Genomic DNA, 21615 nt, shown 5'->3' with positions numbered 1-21615 from the left:
CTGTCCCCTTGCCTGGCTTGCCGGTTTCACAAAGATGACACTTATGGGCTATAACCTTCCTTGGGTCTATCACCTTCGACGAATGTTTGGCCCACCACCTTCAAGGGGACACTCATGATCAGGATGCGCACAACAACACTAACAGCGGTCGCCATGGCCTCGACGTTGGGGCTATCGGCAGGCGCCGCCTCGGCCGAGGAGCTGAGGATCATCACCTGGGGCGGCTATGCCCCCGACGAGGTGGTGGCGGCGTTCGAGGAGCAGACCGGCATCGATGTGCAGATCACCCTCTCCAACAACGAGGACATGATCTCCAAGCTGCGTGCTACCGGCGGAGCCGGGTTCGACCTGGCCCAGCCCAGCCAGGACCGCATCGTCGGCGTGCAGCGTCAGTTCAATGTCTACAAGCCGGTGGATTACAGCCGCCTGGAGACCGCCAACATGCAGGCCTCGATGGTCGAGGCGACCCAGCAGGCCACCGAGCTCGACGGCAACTACTACGGTGTGCCGGCGGTGTGGGGCACCAGCGGGCTGATCGTGCATGACAGCGTGAAGGATATCGTTACCGACTATACCGACCTGTGCAGCGAGGAGGTGGCCGGCCAGGTCAGCTATCGGCTGAAGCGCCCGACGCTGATGGGCTTCGCCTTCTCCATGGGACTCGACCCCTTCGCCGCCTATCACGACCAGGATGCCTACGCCGATATCCTCTCCCAGGTGGAAGAGAAGCTGATCGACTGCAAGGCCAATGTGAAGACCTACTGGACCGGTGGCGACCAGCTACTGTCGCTGCTGCGTACCGGCGAGGTGAAGGCCGCCATGGCCTGGGATGCCGGCGGCTGGAAGCTGAATGCCGAAGACCCCGAGATCAACTTCGTGGCACCGGAGTCCGGCGCACTTGGCTGGATCGATACCTTCGCCATTCCGCGCCGCAGCGAGAACGAGGATGCCGCCTATCAGTGGATCAACTTCGTGATGCAGCCGGAGATCGCCGCCAAGATCACCAACGCCTCGGGCAACTTCACCGTCTCCAAGGGCGCCGACGAGTTCGTAGATGCCGATCTGCGTGATGCCTACCGCGCCAGCTTCGACGATGGCGCCATCGACAACATCAGGTGGTATCCGCCGGTGCCGCCGGGCCTCGAGACAGTCGAAGGCCAGGTGCTGGATCGCGTTCAGGCCGCGAAGTAACCGGCATGGCAGTTGATATCGATCTGCACTGCCAGGACCTGGTTCGCCGTTTTGGATCGCACACCGCGGTGAACCAGGTATCGCTTGAAATCCCCGCTGGGAGCTTCTTCTCCATTCTGGGCCCCTCGGGCTGCGGCAAGACCACGCTGCTGCGCCTGCTGGCCGGTTTCGACCGGCCAGATTCGGGCGACATCATGATCCGCGGTCAGCGCATGAACGATGTCGCGCCCAACCACCGCCCGGTCAATATGGTCTTCCAGCATCTGGCGCTGTTTCCCACGATGAGCGTGGGTGACAACATCGCCTACGGCCTCAAGCGCCGCAAGGTACCCGCCGCCGAGAGGCGTCGACGCATCGCCGAGGTACTGGAGCAGGTCGGGCTGGCCGGCATGGAGCCACGCTTCCCCCAGCAACTGTCCGGTGGCCAGCGCCAGCGTGTCGCCCTGGCGCGCTGCCTGGTGCTGAAGCCTACCCTGCTGCTGCTCGATGAACCCCTAGGCGCCCTGGACCTGAAGCTGCGCGACCAGATGAAGGTCGAGCTCAAGAACCTGCAGAAGGCCTTCGGCACCACCTTCGTGTATATCACCCATGACCAGTCCGAGGCGCTGGTGATGTCCGACCGCGTCGCGGTGATGCGTGACGGCCGCTTCGACCAGGTGGCCACGCCCGAAGCGCTCTATCGCGAGCCCGCCACTCCCTTCGTGGCGAGCTTCGTCGGCGACAACAACCGCCTCGGCGGCAAGCTGCTGGCGCGGGAAGGCGAGCTGGCGCAGATCGCGCTGGCGGATGGCCGCGCCATCAGCGGGCGCCTGGCCGACACAGGCCGTCATCAGGCACCAGCAATCGGCGACCGGGCCGAGCTGTTTATCCGCCCCGAGTCCCTGGTGCTGGGCGCTTCCGCGCCGGGGCACTGCACGCTGAGGGCCCAGGTACGTACCACCCTGTTCGACGGCGCCAACAGCCGGGTGGAGGTCGAGGCGGCCGGCGAGCGCTGCTATGTGCGCCTGCCTCAGGATGGCAGTGTACCGGTGCCCGAGGAGGGCTCCAGCGTGACGCTGGCATGGGACCCGCAGCTGGCGCGGGTGTTTGCGGCGGAGGCCAGCTGATGCGCTCAACCGGAAAGCTGTCGCTGTGGTTGCTGCTCACCCCCTTCGCGCTATGGATCGTGCTGCTGGTGCTGCTGCCCCATGTGCAGATGCTGCGGGTCTCGTTTCAGGTGCGAGAGAGCTGGGACACCCTGGCCTTCGGCGTGGAGCAGTACCGTAACTTCTTCACCGAGTCCTACTACTGGCGCACCTTCCTGCGCACCGGGGTGATGTCGCTGTTTACCACCCTGATCACCCTGCTGATCGCCTTCCCGGTGGCCTGGTATATCGCCCGGCTGGCACGTGGGCGGGCCAAGGGCTGGCTGTTTCTCGCCTGTCTGGTGCCGTTCTGGGCCAGTGAGCTGGTGCGCACCTACGGCTGGATGATCCTGCTGCGCGAGAGCGGGCTGTTCAGCGCCGCCCTGCAAGGCCTCGGCTGGGTCGATGGGCCGGTGGAAATGCTCTACAACGACGTCGCGGTGATCGTCGGGCTGGTCTACAACGGCCTGCTGTTCATGGTGGTGCCACTGGTCACCACCCTGGAGGGCATGGACGACAACCTGGTCGAGGCCGGCTACGACCTCGGCGGCGGCCATGTCACGGTCATGCGGGAAATCGTCGTGCCCTGGGCCATGCCCGGCATCGTCTCCGGCTGCATCGTGGTGTTCATGCTGACCCTGGGCAGCTACCTCACGCCGATCCTGATGGGGGGCAAGGACAGCGCCTGGTTTACCGGCCAGATATTCACCCAGTTCATCACCCGCTTCAACTGGGAGCAGGGGGCGGCGCTGGGGGTGCTGCTGCTGGTGCTGTCGTCGCTGATCGTATGGCTCGGGCTAAAGCTGACCGGCCAGTCGCTGCGCAAGGTCATGGGCTAAATCGAATGATGAGGATAAGCGGATGATTCGTTCGGTACCCCGCTCGCGCTGGTTCAATGGCCTCTATCTGGCCTACCTCGTCGCCTTCTTCCTCTACCTGGCACTGCCGCTGGTGGTCACCGCCGCCTTTGCCTTCAACGATGCCCCCTTCCCGTCGTTGCCCTGGAAGGGTGCCACGCTGGACTGGTTCATCGCCGATGGCAGTGAGGGACGCACCGGCTTCTTTCACGACAGCGGCCTGCTCGCGGCACTGTGGGTCAGCGTCAAGATCGCCTTCTGGGTGACGCTGGTCAGCGTCGCACTGGGGTGTGGCAATGCCGTGCTGTTCGAGCGGCTCGACTTCCGAGGCAAGGAGTTCCTCTATCTGCTGCTGTTGCTGCCGCTGGTGATTCCCGGGGTGATCCTCGGCGTGTCGATTCTGGTGTTCTACAGCGGCATGGCCAACGAGGTCGCCCGCGCCTGGGCGGTGGAGCTGGATCTGTTTCGTCCCGGCACCCCCCTGGTGGTGATGGGCCAGGTCAGCTTCATCACCACCCTGAGCACCCTGGTCATCGCCGCACGGCTGCGCAAGTTCAACCCCCAGCTCGAGGAGGCGGCCCTCAACCTCGGCGCCACCCCGTTGGTGGCCTGGTTCACCGTGACCCTGCCCTGGCTGCTGCCGGCCATCTTCGGCGCCGCCGCCATGGCCTTCCTGATGTCGTTCGAGAACTTCAATACCACGGTGATGCTCACCGGCAGCGATACCCCGCTGACCGTGGCACTGTTCAACCGGCTGCGCGAAGGCTCCACCCCGGTGCTCAATGCCGCCGCCCTGGTTCTGATGGTGGCCTCGGCGCTGCTGGCCGCCCTGGTTCTGCGGCGCGGTTCCGGCAGCAACGCCTGAGCCTTCTTGGTGGATGGAAGGCCTGTCGAGTTGCAGCACTTGGCAAGTTGAAACACCGGCCGAGTTGAAGTATCGACCGTGGCGGTGGCACCCTGCCTTGGGTACGGCTGCCTAACCAGGGTGAAGCTGACCGACCAGGCCCACCAGCAACAAACGATGCCATATCGCCCTGGTTCATGGACCAGGCAGTCCCAAGGCTCAGGAAAGAGGAGGTAGCAATATGTCAGTGATCGACCAGTTGAACGACACCAAGACCCGGGCCTTTGCCCGGCACTGCTACGAGAAGGGCTCCGAAGAGCAGCTGCGCAAGGCCGCCGAAGGCCCCGCCGACCAGAAGGAGATGAAGCAGTGGGACATCACGGAAGGTGAGTGGGAAGAGGCCGTGGCGGCCGCCCTGGCAGACAAGGAAGTGAAGGACCATCCGCCTGGCGACTAGGTCGGGCTCTCACCGCTAGCCGGCCTCTGCATTCATCCAGCGGTTGACTTCAGTTTCGCCGCGCCACCACGTGACCACCACACTGCGGCCCGGGAGCCGGCAGCGGTGTGCCGAGGGCTTGAGGCAAGAGCGAGAGGCAAGGACTTGGTCAGCAGCGCCCCTTTTTGGCCTGCCCCGGCGGACAGAAATCGCCACCATGCCCATGGCGATGGTCACGGTCGTGATGGCGGCCATCGTCGATCTCGATCAACGGCTCGGACTTGATACGTGCTGGCGTGTAGCTGCAACCGGCCATTACCAGGACCGCCAGCAGCGTTACCAGCACGAAAAGATGGCGTTTCAACATCGGATTAACTCCTTTTAAGTGTCGGCTCGAACGGGGCCGGCGAGCGGGTATCAGTGCCCTCGCCCGGCCCCTGACGCCGCTCAGTCGAGCAGCGCCTCGATATCATTGACCAACGCGAGTGGCACCTCGGCCCCATGCTCCAGGCTACGGGCACGTTCGCGATAACGGCGCTGAGAAGGGAGACGCGCCCCCTGCCCAAGGATCGCCTCGAACAGGCGCCCCGAGCGCTCCATATGGGCGCTCGACGCCTCCCCCGTCAGGCGCGAAGGGTCAATGGCAATGATCAATTCGCCATGATACGGCAATCCACGCCGCCCCTCATCATGCTCGCTGGACTCGACGCTGAGCAGATCACCGATCAGCGGGCCGGCCATCAGTTCGATCATGATCGCCAGCGCCGACCCCTTGTGCTCGCCGAAGGGGGTCATGGCGCCATGATCGAGCACCTCGGCGGGGTCGCTGCAGGGCGCGCCATGACGATCGACGCCCCACGCCTCGGGGATCGCCCTTCCCTCACGCCGATACAGCTCGATATCCCCCCTTGCGATGGCACTGGTGGCGAAGTCGAAGGTGAACGGCGCATCGCCGGGATAGGGCCAGCCGAAGGCAATGGGGTTGGTGCCCAACAGCGGCTGCTTGCCGCCATGTGGGGCCACATAGGCCTGCGTCGGGTTGCAGGCAATGCCTACCAGCCCCTGCTCGGTCAGCCGCTCGAGCTCGACCCACAGCGCCGTGGTATGCACGCAGTGGTTGATCGCCATCAGGGCGATCCCCGCATCACGCGCCTTGGCCACCAGATGCGGCAGACCGAGCTCGAAGGCACAGGGAGAAAAGCCCCCCTTGGCATCGACACGCACCACGCCGGGCGCCACGTCCTCCACCTCGGGGACCGCATCGGCAACGGCGCCCCCCTTCCTGACGGTGTCGATGATACCCAGCAGCCGATAGATGCCATGGGAGTGGCTCGCATCCAGCTGAGCGGCCACCAGGGTGCCAGCGAGGGCGCTGGCCTGCTCCTCGGTGAAGCCATGATGCGCCAGGACTCGATGGCACAGGGCCATCAGGGCATCACGGTCAAGGTGGACGGTCGCCTCTTGGCGCGCTTCATGGTCCTTCATCAATTCATGCTCCGTGAAAATTCAACACTCGTCACCATGACGGACCACTCAGCTGCTCAGGCAACCACATCGCCAGGGACGGGAAGGCGAGCACCAGCGCGAGCACTATCAGCTGCACCACGATAAACGGCACCACGCCGGCGTACATATGCCTTAGGGTCACCTCGGGTGGCGTGATGGCCCTGAGATAGAAAATCGACGGCGCCAGCGGCGGGGTCAGGTAGCTTGTCTGCATCACCACCAGGAATGCCACGCAGAACCAGATTTCGTCGAACCCCAGGGCACGCACGATGGGCATGGCCACCGGAATGACGATCAGCACCACCGAGATCATGTCCAGCACGAAACCGGCCAGGAAGGCGATCAACAGGATCATGCCGATCACCATCCAGGGGCTCATGCCGGTATCCATCAGTAACGACTGCACGGTCGCCATGCCACCGGCAGCGAAGAAGACACCGGCGAACATGTTACCGCCCAGCACGATCAGCAGGATCATCGCCGAGATGTTCAGGGTGCGCAGCGCGGAGTTCCACAGCACGTCCCAGCTCAAGGTACGGTAGGCCAGAGCCAGCACCACCGCGCCCAGCGCACCACAGGCCGCGGCCTCGGTAGGCGTCGCAATCCCCAGCAGAATGGTACCGAGCACCGTCATGATCAGTGCCAGGGTGGGCAGTAGGGCCAACAGCGTGACGCGTACCTTCTCGCCCCAGCTCGTGTCATCCTCCTCCACGGGCATTCGTGGCGCCATTTCGGGCTTCAGATAGGCCACCAGCACGATATAGAGCAGGAACAGGATGGCCATCAGGAAGCCCGGCATCATCAGGCCACTGAACAGCGACCCGACCGACACGCTGGCGACCGGTCCCAGCACCACCACCGTGATCGATGGGGGGATGGCGGTTCCCAGCGAGCCACTCGCGCAGATCGTGCCGGACATCAGCGACTTGCTGTAGTTGTGCTTGAGCATGACCGGAATGGCCAGCAGGCCGATCACCGCCTCGGTGGCACCCACCACGCCACTCGCCGCCGCGAACAGGGTACCCATGACAACTGCCCCGACCCCGAGGCCACCGGGTAGTCGCCGTGTCCAGAAGTGAATCGCCGTAAACAGGCGCTCGGCGATGCCCGAGCGCTCTAGCATCGCTCCCATGAAGATAAACAGCGGCACCGCCGCGAGAATCGAGTTGGAGGCGGTGTCTTCGATTTTGGTCAGTAGCTGATAGGCGGCAGCATCGCCGAACAGGAAGATGCCGAACAGCGTGGCGACCAGAATCATGGAAAAGGCGATCGGGAAACCGGTAATGATCAGTCCGATAAGTGCCGGAAACATGGCCAGCGACAGGAAATCACTCATGCGGAACCCTCCCCGACGGGCGGATTGCCTCGCAGCGTAGCCACTGCCTTCAAGATTTCCGCGATGACCTGGAGCAGAAGCAGCAGAAAGCCGAGCCACCAGCTAAGGAATACCGGCCAGACCACCGGGTTCCAGGCCGAACGCCCCGAGCGCTCACCACTCTCGAGCGCGTCGATGACATACGCACCCAACTCCCACACCAACCAGGCCAACACCGGGAGAAACAGCAAGTATCCCGCCAGGCGCACCGCGGCATTGGTTCGGTCAGCCCAGCGCTGACTCAACAGATCGACACTCACGTGCTGACCCTGGCGCAGTGCATTGGCCATGCCCAGCATGAAGATCGCTCCCATGACCATATAGCTGACCTCGAATGCCCAGAGTGTCGGCCTGCCAAGCACATAGCGGCTGAACACCTCGTACACCAGCGCCGCGATCAGGGGAAAGGTCAGCACCGCGCCTAACCACCCTGCCCAGCGGGTCAGCCGCTCAATTGTATGGATCAGATTCATTTCAGTTTTCCCAGATGGGATTATCGGTGGGGACGCCACACCCAGATGTGGACGTCAGGAAGAAGAGGCTGACGGGCCTCTCTCCTCCTGGCGCCACATCTAGACGGAGGCGCTAGCCGTTACTCGCGGCCCATCGCGCCGATAGGCAGACGATACTGCTGCCAGTTCGACATGGAGTCCTTGAAGTTGCGCTGAGATTCCAGCACACGTGCGAACCACTCATTGTCCTCGGCGTGCTCATCCTCCCACTTGCGAGTTTCCTCGTAGATCGCATCGACAAAGGCAGGGTCCAGCTGGACGATCTCATTGGGGCCTTCGACCAGCTCCTGGTAGGCCTCCAGGTCGGCGTAGGAGCTGGCCAGCCAGGAATCGAACACACTGAGCTTGCCGGCCAGACGCAGCAGCTCCTGCTGCTCAGGATCCAGTTCATCCCAGGCGTCCTGATTCACCTGACACTCCAGGAAGCCTCCTGACTGGTGCACGCCGGGCAGCACGACATACTGCGCCACATCCTGGAAGCCGGTGGGCTTGTTCATCTCCGGGCTACCCCACTCGGCGGCATCGATCACACCGCGATCCAGGGCGTTGTAGATCTCACTGCCGGCCATGACCACGGTGGATGCCCCCAGACGTGAGGCGATTTCGGCCCAGGCACCCGAAGTCCGCAGTCGCAGTCCCTGGAAGTCCTCCAGTGTCTGGACCTTCTTGTTCGAGTGCAGGAAGAGCTCGGTACCCAGGATCGAGCACGGGAAGGCCACAACATCGAAGACTTCGCGCCGGAACTCTTCGTAAAGCTCGGCACCACCGCCCTCATACATCCACATCATGAACTCTTCCGGCGTCAGACCGCTGGAGTGGCCGGCAAGCAGCGCGGCAGTAGGGTCAGTGCCATAGTCGTAGTTGATGTAGTTGTGGCTTACATCGGCAACCCCCGCCTTGACGGTGTTGGTCACGCGAAGAGCGCCGCCTAGGGTCCCCCCCGGGAAAACCTCGATCTCGATGTCGCCGGCGGTCAGCTGGTTGACGTAATCGGCAAAAGTCTGAGCGTCACGCTCCAGCCAGGGCCCTCCGCCCCATGGGGTAGCCATCTTCCACTCTTTATCGGCTGCGCTGACACCTGTGGTGGCAGCCGCCAGGGCAGTCGCCAGGGTGATGCCCGCAACCAGTCGATTCCTGTTATTCATGTTTATCCCCTCAAGGTCTTCTTGTGTATGAGTCGGGCATCAAGAAAGAAAAAAGCCGCATCACACGAGGGCTGCGGCCACCACTAATATGAAGCTGCTTGAATCTTCCGGGACCCTGATTCAGGATTGCATATACGCAATATCAAGTCAAAAATAGAAATACAACGTATATACTATTGATTATTAAGGTATATTTTTATAATCGTTGAAACGAGAGGGCGCCATGAGTGACACCTCGACAGTGCTTCCACGGCCCCTTGAACGGCGCCGTAAACCCGGCTCAATTGGCAAGAGCCTGAAGGCGCTTCGACTATCCAGGGAGCTAACCATTGCCCAGGTGGCCTCTGCATCAGGGACCTCGGCAGCCAGCATCTCGCGCATCGAGAATGGCCGCCTCTCCCCGACCTACGACGTCATCGTTGGCCTGGCCGCGGCCCTGGAGGTAGAGGTCAGCGAGCTGTTCTACTATTCCGAACGCAGCTCTCCTAGCGGCTGGCGCACGCTGACTCGAGCGGGAGGCGGCCCGGTTGTGGAAACCCCCAACTACCGTTTCGAACTGCTCTGCAGCGATATGCTCACCAAGGATTTCCTGGTGTTTGCCACGACGGTGCTGAACACCGACATCGCAGAGTTCGGCGAGCTACAGAAGCATGCCGGACAGGAGCAGATAGTCGTGCAGGAGGGGGAAGTGGAAGTCTGGACCGAGCACTATGAGCCAGTTCGGCTCCAGGTCGGCGACAGCCTGGCACTGGATAGCCAGATGGGTCACGCGGTGATCTCGAAAAGTCCGGAGCCAGCTCGGATCCTGTGGATCAGCAGCGTTTGATCGAAATGCCATGACGTAGCGTGTCGACGTAATGGCAATCGGAGCACCGGCCAATCTCGGTAGACATCCGCCATCAGACCATAGGCGGTGCGGATGGTACCTGTTTGTCCTAGAGCTTCTATTCAAGCTCCGGCAGGGCATCGAACAGATCCGCCACCAGGCCGCAGCTCATCGAGAGCGCGACCTGGAAGATCACGATCGTTATCAGAGCTTCTGCTCAAGCTCCGGCAGGGCGTCGAACAGGTCCGCTACCAGGCCATAGTCGGCTACCTGGAAGATCGGCGCCTCCTCGTCCTTGTTGATCGCCACGATCACCTTGGAGTCCTTCATGCCGGCCAGGTGCTGGATGGCGCCCGAGATGCCCACGGCGATATACAGCTCCGGCGCGACGATCTTGCCGGTCTGCCCCACCTGCATGTCATTGGGCACGAAGCCGGCATCCACGGCGGCGCGCGAGGCGCCCACGGCGGCGCCCAGCTTGTCGGCGATCCCTTCGAGCAACTTGAAGTTGTCGCCGTTGCCCATGCCGCGGCCACCGGAGATGACCACCTTGGCGGCCCCCAGCTCCGGACGGTCGGACTGGGCCAGCTCCTCCTTGATAAAGGTGGACTGGCTGTTGTCGGCGACGAAGTCGACCGCTTCCACGCCGGCGCTGCCGCCCTCGCTTACCGCATCGAAACCGGTGGTGCGCACGGTGATCACCTTCAGGGCGTCCTCGCTCTGCACGGTGGCGATGGCGTTACCGGCGTAGATGGGACGCTTGAAGGTATCGGGCGATTCCACTGCGATGATCTCGGAGATCTGCGCCACGTCCTTGAGCGCGGCGACCCGCGGCAACACGTTCTTGCCGGTGGTGGAGGCGGCGGCCAGCACGTGGCTGTAGTCGCCGGCGAGCTCATTGATCAGCGCCGACATCGGCTCGGCCAGCTGGTGGGCGTAGGCGGCGTTGTCGGCCACGCGGACCTTGCTGACGCCGTCCAGCTTGGCGGCGGCCTCGGCGATGGCAGCGACGCCTTCGCCGGCCACCAGCACATCGATATCCCCCCCGATGGCCTTGGCGGCCGCAACCACATGGGCGGTGGCGCCGGCCAGGGCGCCGTCATGGTGTTCGGTCAGGATCAGAATGCTCATGAAATCACCTTCGCCTCGTTCTTCAGTTTGTCGACCAGCTCGTCCACGGAGCCCACCTTGATGCCACCCTGACGCTCGGCCGGCGGCTCGACCTTGAGCAGCTTGGTCCGGGTCGCCATCTCGACGCCGAGATCCGCCGGGCTCTTGACGTCCAGCGGCTTCTTCTTGGCCTTCATGATATCGGGCAGCTTGGCGTAGCGCGGCTCGTTGAGGCGCAGGTCGGTGGTGACGATGGCCGGCAGGGAGAGCTCGACGGTCTGCAGGCCGCCGTCGATCTCACGGGTTACCTGCACCTTGTCGCCGTCCACGGCCACTTCCGAGGCGAAGGTGCCCTGGGGCAGGCCGGTCAGCGCGGCGAGCATCTGGCCGGTCTGGTTGTTGTCGGTGTCGATGGCCTGCTTGCCGAGGATGACCAGGCCCGGCTGCTCTTCCTCGACCAGCTTGGCCAGTGCCTTGGCGGCACCCAGCGACTCGACGCGCTCGTCGCTCTCGACATGAATGGCGCGATCGGCGCCCAGCGCCAGGGCGGTGCGCAGCTGCTCCTGGGCGGCCTTGGGCCCCACGGTGACCGCGACCACCTCGGTGGCCACCCCTTTCTCCTTCAGGCGTACCGCCTCTTCCACGGCGATCTCGCAGAAGGGATTCATGGCCATCTTGACGTTGGTGAGGTCGACGTCGGAGTGATCCGGCTTGACGCGGATCTTGACGTTGTAGTCGATGACGCGTTTGACCGCGACGAGAATCTTCATCGTGCTCAATGCTCCAGTGAATTCAAATAGCCATGGCGGCCTTCAAGCCGTCGTAGACCGCCTCTTCGGCGGTGCGCGGGGCCAGGCAGTCGCCAACCAGGGTGACCGGTAGCGTGGCCCAGCGATCCTCATCCTCCGGAGACACAACCGGCTCTCCCCCGCAGGAGAGCACCAGATGATCGACTCCTTCGACAACCATCGGCTCGGCTCCGCCGGTGTGATAGAAGTAGACGCTATCGTCGTCGGCGCCGAAGACGCGAGCATAGGTCATCACCCGCACCCCCAGATCGTGGAGACGCGCCACGGTAGAATCACGTACATAGCTTTGTAGCGATTCCCCGGGGTGCAGGCCGTTGACCGCCAGGGTAACCCGCGCTCCTTCTCGGGCCAGCAGCTCGGCCACACCAACTCCGACCCAGTCCCCTTGAGTGTCGTAGATCACCACATGACCACCCGGCAATGAGGCGCCATCGAGCAGCGCCACGGCCTGGCTCACCGGTAGCTCACCCAATAGTTCAAGAGGCGGCGTGTAGGGTCGGGCCCCGGTCGCCACTATGACTCGCTCGAAGCCCTCCGCGACCAGTGCCTGTGGTGTAACGTGTCTCTGGGTCGCCACTTCGACCTCGGCACGCTTAAGTTCTTCCATCAGGTTGGTAATCAGGCCACCGAACTCGCTGCGCCCCGGCAACAACTGGGCCTGGTTGGCCTGCCCGCCAAGCCGGCGCCCGGCCTCGAACAGGGTGACCTCATGTCCACGAGCGGCAGCCACCATGGCGGCCTTCATGCCCGCCGGTCCACCACCGATCACCGCTACCCGCCGCGAGATTTCGGCACGGCCGAGATCGTCATAGAGAAGCTCGCGACCCGACTCCGGGTACTGTATACAGGAGATGGGTATGCCACGGTGAAAATGTCCGATGCAGGCCTGATTGCAGCCGATACAGGCTCGAATACCGTCGGCATCATTCCGACGGGCCTTGGCCGGCATGGCCGGGTCGCAGATCAACGCCCGGGTCATGCCGCACAGGTCAGCCGCTCCGGACCGTATGACTTCTTCGGCCTCATGGGGCTGGTTGATGCGACCGGTCAGGATCAGCGGCAGGGAGAGGTCCGACCGCAGGGAGTGTGACTCCTTACTCAGGTAGGCACTCTCGTAGCTCATCGGCGGCACGATATGCACCGACCCGCCAAGCGTGGCGGAGGTGCCGGCCACCACACTGGCATAGTCGAGGCGGCTCTCCAGATGGCGGAGGGTCTCGATGGCGATGTCCTGGCCCATCCCCTGTTCGTCCCGCTCATCACAGGAGAGGCGCAACCCAACGGCCATCCTATCGCCGACCTCACGACGAATGGCGTCGAGGACCTCCTCGAGGAAGCGTACACGGTTGGCGAAGCTGCCACCGTACTCATCATCACGCCGATTGACCTGAGGGTTGAGGAACTGGGCTGGCAAGTAACCGTGGCTGGCGAGAATCTCGACACCCTGGATACCAGCCAGGCACATGCGCCGGGCAGCCGCGGCGAAGCTCTCGACGATCTCGTGGATCCCGGCGCGCGACAGGCCACGGGGCATCACCCCGAAACGCTCCTGGGGCACGCCGGAGGCGGAGTAGGCAACAGGCCTCAAACCATCCGACGACTCCATGATCTCGCGACCGGGGTGAAAAAGCTGGGCGAACAGTACACTTCCGTGCTGCCCACAGGCTTCAGCCAGGCGTCGATACCCGGGAATACAGGCGTCGTCGTTGGCCATCAGCAGGTGCGACGTATAGCGGGCACTCTCATGTACCCCGGAGACCTGCAACACAATCAGGCCAGTGCCATGGCGGGCGCGCTTCTCGAGATACGCCACCAGGGCATCGTTAACGATGCCATCCTCGGGTAGGCAGGTATCGTGGCCGGTAAACACGATCCGATTGGGGATCGTGCAGGGGCCGATACGGAACGGTGAAAACAGGTTTGGAAACAGCTCCTGAGCACTCATTGCTGGGCCTCCGCTGCTTGGTGAGTTTGCTCACGGCGTTGTGACTTGTGGCCGTAGACACGCTTGACCTGCCAGAAAGCCAGCAGCCCTACACAGAAGACCGATAGGCCGTAGCCCATCGACAGCAGGCCCTCGCCGCTGAACAGATGGAAGTCACGCCCCTGCGCCGTGGCATAGGGGATGGCGTAGAAGGCGACCAGCAATCCGGCGATGACAAGACCAGCCACCATGACCACCAGAGGCCAAGCCAGGGTCTTGTTCACCTCAACCGGATCGAGCTCCTCCTCTGGAGTACGATGCAGCTCATCGAAATAGCGCAGGGCGGAATCCCGAGGACGGGTGACACGGGAGATCACCAGCAGGCATACAAGGTTGGTCACGAAGCCCAGGATGAAGGGGTCCAGGTAGACCGGCAACGACACCACACCGGCCTGGTCCAGCAGCTTGGCCCCGATATTGACCACGAACCCTACCAGCATGCCGATAAAGGCCGCCGGGGCGGTGATGCTACGATTCCAGATACACAGGAATGCCACCGGCCCCCAGGACGAAGCAAACAGGGTTCCCGCGAAGTAGGTGATCCACATCACCGCCGGCGGCTGGAAATACGCCAGTAGCAGGCTGATCGTGGCGGCAGCGAACATGATGATCCGACTGGTGCGCAGCGCCTTGCTATCCTCCTTGCGGGAGGTCTTGAGGATATCGTTGGATACGCTGAAGCCGATCAGTGACAGAAAGGTCGAGCACGACGACAGGGCGGCAGCCATGATGCCGGAGATCAACAGGGTCCCGAGCAGGGTTGGCATCATGTTCATGCCGGCCCATACCATGACGCGCTCAGAGGGTGAGATGTCCGGGTTGGCCAGGTTGATGGCCGCACCGCCAAACATCAACACGACATACAGACCGGCAAGCACCAGACCCGAAATGCAGGCCGAGCGCACTACTACATGCTCACTTCTGGCCATCAGATAGCGGCTGGTCTGCCAGGGGCTGACCGCCAGCACTAGCGACCAGGAGGCACCGAGCACCAACGCCCAGATCAAGGCCTCGCGCCCCGATGCCCAGTAGGCGCCCTCTCCCGTCAGGCCATGCCAGGCGATAATACCTGGCTTGTCCTCATAGGTAGCGAGAGCCGTTAGCGTCGACTGCCAGCTGCCGCCTTCGCCGAACAGATAGGGCAGCGCAAGGATCGAGACCAAGGTAAACAGCAGGAACATGATGGTATCGGTCAGCATCACGCCGCGAGAACCGGAATAGAGCGTGAAGATCATGTAGCCCAGCCACATCAAGACCAATGCCACCCCGGTGGGAATGCCCGCCACGTCGGCGATCAGAATCGATCCCCCCTGGGTGACGGCCAACAGGTACGCGGTCAGGCCGATCACGGTGGTGACCCCCGCCAGCACCTGCATGGCGCGGGAGTCGAAACGTTTGGCGAAGAACTCAGGAATGGTCAGGGCACGGCTGCGGCGTACGAAGCGTCCGAAGAATACCGCCCCGATCACGTAGCCACTGGTATTGACCCCCACCAGGGCGAGCATCAGGAAGGCATATCCATCGTAGGCAAACCCCGTCTCGGCGAGAAACGCATTGGTGCTCAGGAAGCTTGCCACCAGAGTGCCGACGATCAGTAATGTTGGGGCGCGTCGACCCGCTACGAAATAATCGTCCAGCCCTTTGACCTTTCGGCCGGCGTAATTGCCAACCAACAGATAGATGGCGAGGCTGACCAGCAGCCCCCAGAAGTAGATGTTCATAGGATTGTCCTTGTATTAGTAAACCTTTGTATGAACCACCAGGTTGAGATATCACTCAGAGTGAAAAAATATACTAAAATTTTTACCAATACTCATAAGACCTTAGTATTGTGCTGCTGATAAAGACATTGAGAAGCATGCGGTACAATATGCGAGACAATCTTTCCTACAGGGCAGCTACCACCATGACCCCAAGCACTCACCTTCAGGGGAAGCGGATTCGCAGTCTCCGTAAGCTGAAGGGCCTGACCCTGGTACAACTCGCCCAGCGCACCGGCCTCTCGCATGGGTATCTGAGCCAGATTGAGAGGGGGATCAGTCAACCTTCGATCGGCTCTCTGGTGGAGATCGCCCAAGCGCTGGGCGTGACCATGCAGTGGCTCTTCTCGGACCCGCAAGAGGGAGCTGAAGGGAGTGAGCGCCCCCTCGACGATCGACTCGTCAAGAGAAAGCAGCGTATCGAGATCCAGTATCAGGACGGCATCGTCGATCAGCTGCTAACCCCCCGCAGTAACAACAACCTGGAAGTCATCTACTCGAGCTACCCCCCCAGCACAGAGAGTGAACCGTATTCGCACAAGGGCCATGAGGCCGTGCTGGTACTCCAGGGCAGCCTGGAGGTCATGGTGGGTGACGATCGATACGTCCTGGAGGAAGGTGACTGTCTATCGTTCACCAGTAGCGAACCCCACGCTCACCGGAACCTGAGCGAAGGAGAAACCACGGCCCTATGGTTTGTTACCCCCGCCTCTTTCTGAACAAGCGCAAGGGGCCGCCCTCGCCTACTTAAATCACCGCCTTGACCTGAACCCTGACCGCCCCACCCCAACACCGACATTGACCCTTGGGTGGAACAAGGGTCTAAGGTGACAAGTGCTTAGGTCATACACCCCTGGCGAGCATGGCGGCAGAGCCTGCATGCAAGCGGCCAGGCGTATCGCTTGAATTCAGGCCTGATAAGGAGGTTGATGTTATGAGCACCCCCTCTTCTACAGCGTCTACCCAGCATGAAACGGCGCATGTCTACCGCATGAAGATGGAGCAGCATCTCTGCCCGTTCGGTCTCAAGACCGTGGATCTGCTCGAGCGCAAGGGCTACACGGTAGACGACCATCCCCTTACCTCACGCCAGGCCGTCGAGGACTTTCAAGAGCAGGCGGGGGTCGACACCACCCCGCAGGTCTATATCGGTGAAAAGCGCGTGGGGGGCTATGAAGAGGTTCGTGCTTACCTGGGAATGAGTGTTCCCGGCGAGAAGGAGACGACCTATCGACCGGTCATCGCCATCTTTGCGATCTCTCTGCTGATCGGCCTGGCGGTGAGCTGGGTGGCCGGTGGCACGCTCTTCTCGTCACGCATGCCGGAGTATGCAATTGCCACCGCCATGACCCTGCTGGGTCTTCAGAAGCTGCAGGATGTAGAGAGTTTCAGCACCATGTTTCTCAACTATGACCTGCTCGCCCAGCGCCATGTACCCTACGGCTATCTCTACCCCTTCGCCGAAACCCTGGCCGGTCTGCTGATGCTGGCTGGCGCCCTGATCTGGCTTGCCGCGCCCCTGGCGCTGTTTATCGGCACGGTAGGCGCCATCTCGGTCTTCAAGGCCGTCTATATCGACAAGCGCGAGCTGAAGTGCGCCTGCGTCGGGGGCAACAGCAATGTTCCGCTGGGGTTCGTTTCCCTGACCGAGAACCTGATCATGATGGCCATGGGGATCTGGATGCCCCTGAAACACCTCGTGTTGTGATCAGCCCTCCTGGCGACTGTTCCGGCAATGATTGAGGGAGAGCCCCGGGCATCAGGCTGCGCTTACCAGGCAGGCCGCCAGCGCCGCCTCCAGCTGTCGCTCATCCGGCAGGCTGCCCGTCTCGCCGATGACCTCGAGGCGCGAATCGCGGCGCCAGGCACTGTCGGTGAGGGTCAGCACGCCGTCGGCGCGGTTATATAGCTTCCAGCCGGCATCGGTAGAAAAGACCCCCTTTACCCTGAGCGACTGGGGCAGCTCGCTCAGCACATTTCCCAGTCGATCGAGGTCGAAGGTGTCCTGAGGATGCCAGCGCCACCCGAGGGTCGCATGCCCCAGGGCGCCGCCGGTTTCGCGTTGCGGCCTGCCCCGCTCGGGTAACGGGGCTTCGAACGCTCCTGGGGCCAGAACATTGCTCGCGGCTTCCCGCAGGCGACGATGAGCCTCGCTGTCGAGCACTTCCCGCATCACTGGCGCTCTTTCACCATTCTCTTCACCCTCCTCGCCAGCCATCAGCTGCGCCAGGGGGAGCGCACCACCAGGCGCTTCGAGGACCCAGCGTTTGGGGGGCCAGAACCCTTCCAGCCACTCGCCTGCGGCGGATCGCTGTGCCGGAGTGGCCAGGTCGGTCATGGTCAGCGCCACCCCGTCGGCCATGGCGATCTGATCGCGGAAGGTTTCGTGCTCGCGGGCGCGCGGATCATCCAGGCGGCGGGGATCAAGCAGGGCCACAATGCTGCGCACATCCAGCACCTCGGCAAAGGCCTCGCCTCGCAGCACCTCCAGCAGCCCCGCTGGATGACCCAGCCCCGATGGCTCCACGATCACCCGATCGGGACGATAACGATGAAGCAGGTTGACCAGCGTCGCCTGAAGCACGAAGGCCAGCTGGCAGCAGAGACAGCCACCGGGCAGCCCCTTTACCACCAGGTCATCGCGGGCCTCGAACATCGCCTGATCGATTCCCACCTGTCCGAACTCATTGATCAGCACCGCCCAGCGCTCACCGGGCGGCTTCTGCTCGATCAGGCGGTGGATCAGGGTGCTCTTGCCGCTGCCCAGAAAGCCGGTGATCAGGTGAACGGGGATATTGGCCAGAGGCTCGGGCATGGGGGGTATCCTTGGGGTTGGCTGCAAATGTTATAAGATAACATAAGAGCCGGAAACAGGGAGGCCCTCACATCAGCCAAGATAATCCGCCACTCACCTCACATACCACCGCGTTGGCGATGCTGGCTCACCCCTTGATCACGGCCAGCGGCTCCAGCACGACCTCCACCTCGACCAGGTCCGTCTGGTTACGCATCACCGCATCGATATCCTTGTACGAGCCAGGGGCCTCGTCCAGATCCTTGCGCCCGCGCAGGGCGTGCAGCACGCCACGCTGCTTGAGCTGCTTCACCTCCTCCTTGAAGTCCAGCCTTCTGCGGGCCTGGGCACGACTCATCACTCGACCGGCGCCGTGGGAGCACGACGCGAAGGAGTCGGCCTCGCCCTTGCCTCTCACCAGGAAGGAGCGGGTGCCCTGGGAGCCGGGAATCATCCCCCACTCCCCGGCCCTGGCCCGCGTCGCGCCCTTGCGATGCACGATTACCCGCTCGCCGAAGTGCTCCTCCTCGGCCGCAAAGTTGTGCGGCTTGTTGATAAAGTGCGAGAACTCGATCCCGGGCAACACCTCGGCGAACGCCTGCTTTACCCGCTCCATCATCAGCCGCCGGTTGGCCAGCGCAAAGGCGATGCAGTAATTCATCTCGTCGCGATACAGGGCGAAATCCGAGGACGTTGCCGGCAGGTGGGCCAGATCCTGGGGCACCCGTTCCCCCTCGGCCTCGTTCAGGCGTTTCGCCTGCGCATGGTAGTGGTTGGCCACGGTATAGCCGAGGTTGCGCGAGCCCGAGTGGATCATGATCCAGACATGGCCATCCGAGCCCTTCTGCACCTCGATAAAGTGGTTACCGCCCCCCAGGGTCCCGATCTGATACAGCGCCCTGTCGTATTCGCTCGCCACGATCGGCAGGTGTCCCTCGCGCTTGGGCATCCAGGCCTCATCCTGGGGAGCTTCGTGGCGTGCAGCCCCGACGGGCACCGTCTCGCGGATCAGGCCCATGATCGCCTTCAGATCTGCCGTCTCGATCGCGTCGAGACTCGTCCGCAGAGAGCACATGCCGCAACCGATATCCACGCCAACGGCGTTAGGCACCAGAGCGTCGCGGGTGGCCAGCACACCGCCGATGGGCATGCCGTATCCCTGGTGGCTATCGGGCATGATGGCGACGTGCCGGAACGCATAGGGCAGGTTGGCCAGGTCTCGCGCCTGCTCCAGCGCCCCCTCATCGAGCTGTTCGGCCTCAAGCCACAACTTGATCGGCAGAGCCTCCGTGGTGATGACGCTCTTTGCGCAGGACGCCTCAGCGCTGTTCTGTTTCATCAACCCCCTCCTTGCCAGGGTCAAAAACGGTCGGTGGCCACACAACGATTTGCCAGAACCTCACCGCCTTATTACAGTATAGAATAATCAGTTATTTTATAATCACATAAATAGAATAGCGAATAACCGCAATCCACCCTGCCTCGTCGCGCAGAGGATGGCACCGGAAAGCGTTGGACAGCGACAAGAGCCAGCACCGCCTAAGCGGCGGCCGCGGCGTGACAGCCTGAATCCAGGCACAGCCGCGACAGCCCCACCGATAGCCCCAGAAACCCCACACACAGGTATCGCCATTGTTTACGGACCTCGTCAGTGACCTTGATAACGATTCACTGGAGCCAGACCTGTTACTGGACGTGCCTTATGTGCCCACCGATGAAGCGGTGATTGAGGAAATGCTCAGTCTGGCCAATGTCGGCCGGAAGGACATACTTTATGACCTGGGCTCGGGAGACGGTCGAATTGTGGTTGCCGCGGCCAAAACCCGCGATGCCCGCGGCATCGGTATCGATCTTGACCCCTTGAGGGTCGCCGATGCCATGGAGTATGCGGGCTGGACAGGTGTCGAGTATCTTGTCGATTTCATTGAGGAGAGCCTGTTCACGGCGGACATCAGTGAGGCCACCGTCGTTACGCTCTACCTTCTCGACTCTGTGAACGTGGAGCTGCGCCCGCGGCTGCTGAGCACGCTGCGCCCGGGAGCCCGCATCGTGTCACACGCCTTTGACATGGGCGACTGGCGAGCGGATGAACGACGCCGTATCAATGGTACCAACCTCTTTCTATGGATTGTGCCGGCCCAGGTGGCGGGGACATGGGAATGGACAGGACCAGACGACCGGCAGTACCGCGTTGAGCTCAAGCAGAAGTATCAGGATATCACCGGTAGTGCCTGGCTGGAGGGCCAGGCAGCCCGCCTGGAGTACACCGAGCTTCGCGGCAATCGGCTAACGTTGCTGCTGCGTGAACATGACACCGCCCCGCTCGAGCACTTCACCCTGTGCTTTGCAGACGGCCGGCTGGAGTCCGCCACGCAACAGTTTTGACGACCCTCTTGAGGATGCCGGAGCAGCCAATATTGGTCACGATGCTCCCTTGATACCGCCTTTCCTCATCAATCCTCGGGTATGGCGTGCACGTGTATGCCCCCCCTGTGTGCCGAGGTGGACCAGCAGACGCTTCTCCAGGTAGCGGAAGAAGTAGAGGATGGCGAAGGTCAGGCACAGATAGATGGCCGCCACGAACAGGAAGGCGTCGAAGGGGGCATAGAATCGCGCATAGACGAAACGCGCCGCCCCGGTCAGGTCCATGAGGGTGAGCACGCTGGCGATGGCGCTGGCGTGGAGCATGAAGATCACCTCGTTGCCGTAGGCGGGCAGCGCGCGGCGGAAGGCGCTGGGCAGCACGATCCGGCGCAGCATGAGGCGCTGGGTCATGCCATAGGCGCGTGCCGCCTCGATCTCGCCGCGGGGGGTGGACTTGATGGCGCCACGGAAGATCTCGGTGGTGTAGGCCGCGGTGTTGAGGGTGAAGGCGGCCAGCGCCGGCACGAAGGGCTTCTCGAGCAGCACCCAAAGCCAGGTATCCTGGATGCCCTCGACGAACACCACCCCGTAGTAGATCAGGTAAAGCTGTATCAGCAGAGGGGTGCCGCGGAACACGTAGCAGTAGAGAAAGATTGGCAGGCTGATCCAGCGATGCCGTGAGCCGCGGCCGATGGCCAGGGGAATAGCCAGCACCAGGCCGATCACCAGCGACAGGAACACCAGCTGCACGGTGGTCACCAGCCCTTCGCCGTAGTAGCCGAGGGTCTGCAGGGTGAAGATGCTGTTGTCGGCCAGCAGGGTCTCGAGTCGACTCATCAGGGCATCCATCACTTGACCTCCCCGAAGCCGACATCATAGCGTTTCTGCAGGCGGGCGAAGCCCCACTCGGAGACGCTGGCGATCAACAGGTAGATGGCACCCACGATGATCATGAAGGTGAAGGGCTCGCGGGTCGCC

21 protein-coding genes and 1 pseudogene are annotated in these 21615 nt (G+C 62.5%); 9 read left to right on the top strand and 13 right to left on the bottom strand.

The genetic code is table 11. The annotated features are described in order from the left end of the window. Nucleotides 1–114: 114 nt before the first annotated feature. The 5 genes from Q0894_RS10135 (at nt 115) to Q0894_RS10115 (ending at nt 4473) form a co-directional block, all read left to right on the top strand. Nucleotides 115–1191: an extracellular solute-binding protein gene (locus Q0894_RS10135; RefSeq protein ID WP_299234688.1), complete on the top strand. Its 1077-nt coding sequence runs from the start codon at nt 115–117 to the stop codon at nt 1189–1191. A 5-nt stretch (nt 1192–1196) separates the two neighbouring features. Continuing rightward, complete coding sequence (locus tag Q0894_RS10130) at nt 1197–2297, top strand: ABC transporter ATP-binding protein (RefSeq protein WP_299234685.1); 1101 nt, start codon at nt 1197–1199, stop codon at nt 2295–2297. After that, nucleotides 2297–3154 (top strand): ABC transporter permease, encoded by an 858-nt coding sequence (locus tag Q0894_RS10125; protein ID WP_299234682.1) that lies wholly within the window; start codon nt 2297–2299, stop codon nt 3152–3154. Before Q0894_RS10130 ends, Q0894_RS10125 begins: the two co-directional genes overlap by 1 nt. Nucleotides 3155–3176: 22 nt before the next feature. Continuing rightward, complete coding sequence (locus Q0894_RS10120) at nt 3177–4037, top strand: ABC transporter permease (RefSeq protein WP_299234679.1); 861 nt, start codon at nt 3177–3179, stop codon at nt 4035–4037. 220 nt (nt 4038–4257) lie between these two features. Further along, on the top strand, nt 4258–4473 hold the full coding sequence (locus tag Q0894_RS10115; RefSeq protein WP_299234676.1) for a hypothetical protein: 216 nt from the start codon (nt 4258–4260) through the stop codon (nt 4471–4473). 148 nt (nt 4474–4621) lie between these two features. Here the strand turns inward: Q0894_RS10115 and Q0894_RS10110 are convergent, their stop codons facing one another. The 5 genes from Q0894_RS10110 to Q0894_RS10090 all read right to left on the bottom strand — a co-directional run bounded on the left by Q0894_RS10110 (nt 4622) and on the right by Q0894_RS10090 (nt 8990). Then, the gene (locus Q0894_RS10110; protein WP_299234673.1) at nt 4622–4819 is read right to left on the bottom strand and encodes a hypothetical protein; all 198 of its coding nucleotides are present in this window, start codon (nt 4817–4819) and stop codon (nt 4622–4624) included. Nucleotides 4820–4899: 80 nt separating this feature from the next. Further along, on the bottom strand, nt 4900–5937 hold the full coding sequence (locus Q0894_RS10105) for an Ldh family oxidoreductase (protein WP_299234670.1): 1038 nt from the start codon (nt 5935–5937) through the stop codon (nt 4900–4902). A 31-nt stretch (nt 5938–5968) separates the two neighbouring features. Then, nucleotides 5969–7294 (bottom strand): TRAP transporter large permease subunit, encoded by a 1326-nt coding sequence (locus Q0894_RS10100; protein ID WP_299234667.1) that lies wholly within the window; start codon nt 7292–7294, stop codon nt 5969–5971. Continuing rightward, a complete protein-coding gene (locus Q0894_RS10095) occupies nt 7291–7806 on the bottom strand; it encodes a TRAP transporter small permease subunit (RefSeq protein WP_299234664.1) in 516 nt (171 codons plus the stop codon). The genes Q0894_RS10100 and Q0894_RS10095 overlap by 4 nt, the downstream gene beginning before the upstream one ends. Before the next feature lie 119 nt (nt 7807–7925). Continuing rightward, entirely contained in the window at nt 7926–8990 is a 1065-nt protein-coding gene (locus Q0894_RS10090) for a C4-dicarboxylate ABC transporter substrate-binding protein (protein WP_299234661.1), read from the bottom strand. A gap of 223 nt (nt 8991–9213) precedes the next feature. On the opposite strand from Q0894_RS10090, the gene Q0894_RS10085 reads away from it, so the two are divergent. Beyond that, the gene (locus Q0894_RS10085; protein ID WP_299234658.1) at nt 9214–9816 is read left to right on the top strand and encodes an XRE family transcriptional regulator; all 603 of its coding nucleotides are present in this window, start codon (nt 9214–9216) and stop codon (nt 9814–9816) included. Nucleotides 9817–10020: 204 nt separating this feature from the next. Here the strand turns inward: Q0894_RS10085 and Q0894_RS10080 are convergent, their stop codons facing one another. Genes Q0894_RS10080 through Q0894_RS10065 form a run of 4 tightly spaced genes read right to left on the bottom strand, consistent with a single transcriptional unit; the run spans nt 10021 to nt 15440 of the window. Beyond that, the gene (locus Q0894_RS10080) at nt 10021–10947 is read right to left on the bottom strand and encodes an FAD-binding protein (protein WP_299234654.1); all 927 of its coding nucleotides are present in this window, start codon (nt 10945–10947) and stop codon (nt 10021–10023) included. Next, a complete protein-coding gene (locus Q0894_RS10075) occupies nt 10944–11696 on the bottom strand; it encodes an electron transfer flavoprotein subunit beta/FixA family protein (RefSeq protein WP_299234651.1) in 753 nt (250 codons plus the stop codon). The genes Q0894_RS10080 and Q0894_RS10075 overlap by 4 nt, the downstream gene beginning before the upstream one ends. Nucleotides 11697–11718: 22 nt before the next feature. Then, nucleotides 11719–13680 (bottom strand): FAD-dependent oxidoreductase, encoded by a 1962-nt coding sequence (locus Q0894_RS10070; protein ID WP_299234648.1) that lies wholly within the window; start codon nt 13678–13680, stop codon nt 11719–11721. Beyond that, on the bottom strand, nt 13677–15440 hold the full coding sequence (locus tag Q0894_RS10065) for a sodium:solute symporter family protein (protein ID WP_299234646.1): 1764 nt from the start codon (nt 15438–15440) through the stop codon (nt 13677–13679). Before Q0894_RS10065 ends, Q0894_RS10070 begins: the two co-directional genes overlap by 4 nt. 185 nt (nt 15441–15625) lie before the next feature. On the opposite strand from Q0894_RS10065, the gene Q0894_RS10060 reads away from it, so the two are divergent. Further along, the gene (locus Q0894_RS10060) at nt 15626–16198 is read left to right on the top strand and encodes an XRE family transcriptional regulator (protein WP_299234644.1); all 573 of its coding nucleotides are present in this window, start codon (nt 15626–15628) and stop codon (nt 16196–16198) included. Between the two features lie 215 nt (nt 16199–16413). Continuing rightward, nucleotides 16414–17187 (top strand): glutaredoxin, encoded by a 774-nt coding sequence (locus Q0894_RS10055; protein ID WP_299234642.1) that lies wholly within the window; start codon nt 16414–16416, stop codon nt 17185–17187. A gap of 51 nt (nt 17188–17238) precedes the next feature. Here the strand turns inward: Q0894_RS10055 and Q0894_RS10050 are convergent, their stop codons facing one another. Together Q0894_RS10050 and Q0894_RS10045 are read right to left on the bottom strand one after the other, a co-directional pair. Further along, nucleotides 17239–18294, bottom strand: coding sequence for a GTP-binding protein (locus Q0894_RS10050; protein WP_299234640.1), 1056 nt, complete (start codon nt 18292–18294; stop codon nt 17239–17241). Nucleotides 18295–18421: 127 nt separating this feature from the next. Further along, entirely contained in the window at nt 18422–19612 is a 1191-nt protein-coding gene (locus Q0894_RS10045; protein WP_299234638.1) for an RtcB family protein, read from the bottom strand. Nucleotides 19613–19905: 293 nt separating this feature from the next. Here Q0894_RS10045 and Q0894_RS10040 point away from each other — a divergent pair, with 293 nt between their 5' ends. Beyond that, nucleotides 19906–20658 carry a hypothetical protein gene (locus tag Q0894_RS10040; protein ID WP_299234635.1) on the top strand — a complete coding sequence of 251 codons (753 nt, stop codon included), beginning with the start codon at nt 19906–19908 and terminating at the stop codon, nt 20656–20658. A 36-nt stretch (nt 20659–20694) separates the two neighbouring features. On the opposite strand, the gene Q0894_RS10035 is transcribed toward Q0894_RS10040, so the two are convergent. Both Q0894_RS10035 and Q0894_RS10030 read right to left on the bottom strand, forming a co-directional pair. Next, nucleotides 20695–21486 (bottom strand): ABC transporter permease, encoded by a 792-nt coding sequence (locus Q0894_RS10035; protein ID WP_299234633.1) that lies wholly within the window; start codon nt 21484–21486, stop codon nt 20695–20697. Then, nucleotides 21486–21615, bottom strand: a pseudogene (locus Q0894_RS10030) (arginine ABC transporter permease ArtQ); the annotation flags it as partial. The pseudogene Q0894_RS10030 and the gene Q0894_RS10035, both read right to left, overlap by 1 nt.

This window comes from uncultured Halomonas sp. (assembly GCF_947501415.1).
GTDB lineage: Bacteria > Pseudomonadota > Gammaproteobacteria > Pseudomonadales > Halomonadaceae > Halomonas.
This window is presented reverse-complemented; position numbering and strand designations above follow the sequence as displayed.

Bases quoted from the DNA above. Each gene is read 5' to 3' on its own strand.
- Q0894_RS10125 (WP_299234682.1), top strand. From the start codon at position 2,297: ATGCGCTCAACCGGAAAGCTGTCGCTGTGGTTGCTGCTCACCCCCTTC.
- Q0894_RS10110 (WP_299234673.1), bottom strand. From the start codon at position 4,819: ATGTTGAAACGCCATCTTTTCGTGCTGGTAACGCTGCTGGCGGTCCTG.
- Q0894_RS10115 (WP_299234676.1), top strand. From the start codon at position 4,258: ATGTCAGTGATCGACCAGTTGAACGACACCAAGACCCGGGCCTTTGCC.
- Q0894_RS10045 (WP_299234638.1), bottom strand. From the start codon at position 19,612: ATGAAACAGAACAGCGCTGAGGCGTCCTGCGCAAAGAGCGTCATCACC.
- Q0894_RS10075 (WP_299234651.1), bottom strand. From the start codon at position 11,696: ATGAAGATTCTCGTCGCGGTCAAACGCGTCATCGACTACAACGTCAAG.
- Q0894_RS10065 (WP_299234646.1), bottom strand. From the start codon at position 15,440: ATGAACATCTACTTCTGGGGGCTGCTGGTCAGCCTCGCCATCTATCTG.
- Q0894_RS10135 (WP_299234688.1), top strand. From the start codon at position 115: ATGATCAGGATGCGCACAACAACACTAACAGCGGTCGCCATGGCCTCG.
- Q0894_RS10035 (WP_299234633.1), bottom strand. From the start codon at position 21,486: ATGGATGCCCTGATGAGTCGACTCGAGACCCTGCTGGCCGACAACAGC.
- Q0894_RS10055 (WP_299234642.1), top strand. From the start codon at position 16,414: ATGAGCACCCCCTCTTCTACAGCGTCTACCCAGCATGAAACGGCGCAT.
- Q0894_RS10100 (WP_299234667.1), bottom strand. From the start codon at position 7,294: ATGAGTGATTTCCTGTCGCTGGCCATGTTTCCGGCACTTATCGGACTG.
- Q0894_RS10090 (WP_299234661.1), bottom strand. From the start codon at position 8,990: ATGAATAACAGGAATCGACTGGTTGCGGGCATCACCCTGGCGACTGCC.
- Q0894_RS10070 (WP_299234648.1), bottom strand. From the start codon at position 13,680: ATGAGTGCTCAGGAGCTGTTTCCAAACCTGTTTTCACCGTTCCGTATC.
- Q0894_RS10095 (WP_299234664.1), bottom strand. From the start codon at position 7,806: ATGAATCTGATCCATACAATTGAGCGGCTGACCCGCTGGGCAGGGTGG.
- Q0894_RS10130 (WP_299234685.1), top strand. From the start codon at position 1,197: ATGGCAGTTGATATCGATCTGCACTGCCAGGACCTGGTTCGCCGTTTT.
- Q0894_RS10085 (WP_299234658.1), top strand. From the start codon at position 9,214: ATGAGTGACACCTCGACAGTGCTTCCACGGCCCCTTGAACGGCGCCGT.
- Q0894_RS10050 (WP_299234640.1), bottom strand. From the start codon at position 18,294: ATGCCCGAGCCTCTGGCCAATATCCCCGTTCACCTGATCACCGGCTTT.
- Q0894_RS10060 (WP_299234644.1), top strand. From the start codon at position 15,626: ATGACCCCAAGCACTCACCTTCAGGGGAAGCGGATTCGCAGTCTCCGT.
- Q0894_RS10120 (WP_299234679.1), top strand. From the start codon at position 3,177: ATGATTCGTTCGGTACCCCGCTCGCGCTGGTTCAATGGCCTCTATCTG.
- Q0894_RS10080 (WP_299234654.1), bottom strand. From the start codon at position 10,947: ATGAGCATTCTGATCCTGACCGAACACCATGACGGCGCCCTGGCCGGC.
- Q0894_RS10105 (WP_299234670.1), bottom strand. From the start codon at position 5,937: ATGAAGGACCATGAAGCGCGCCAAGAGGCGACCGTCCACCTTGACCGT.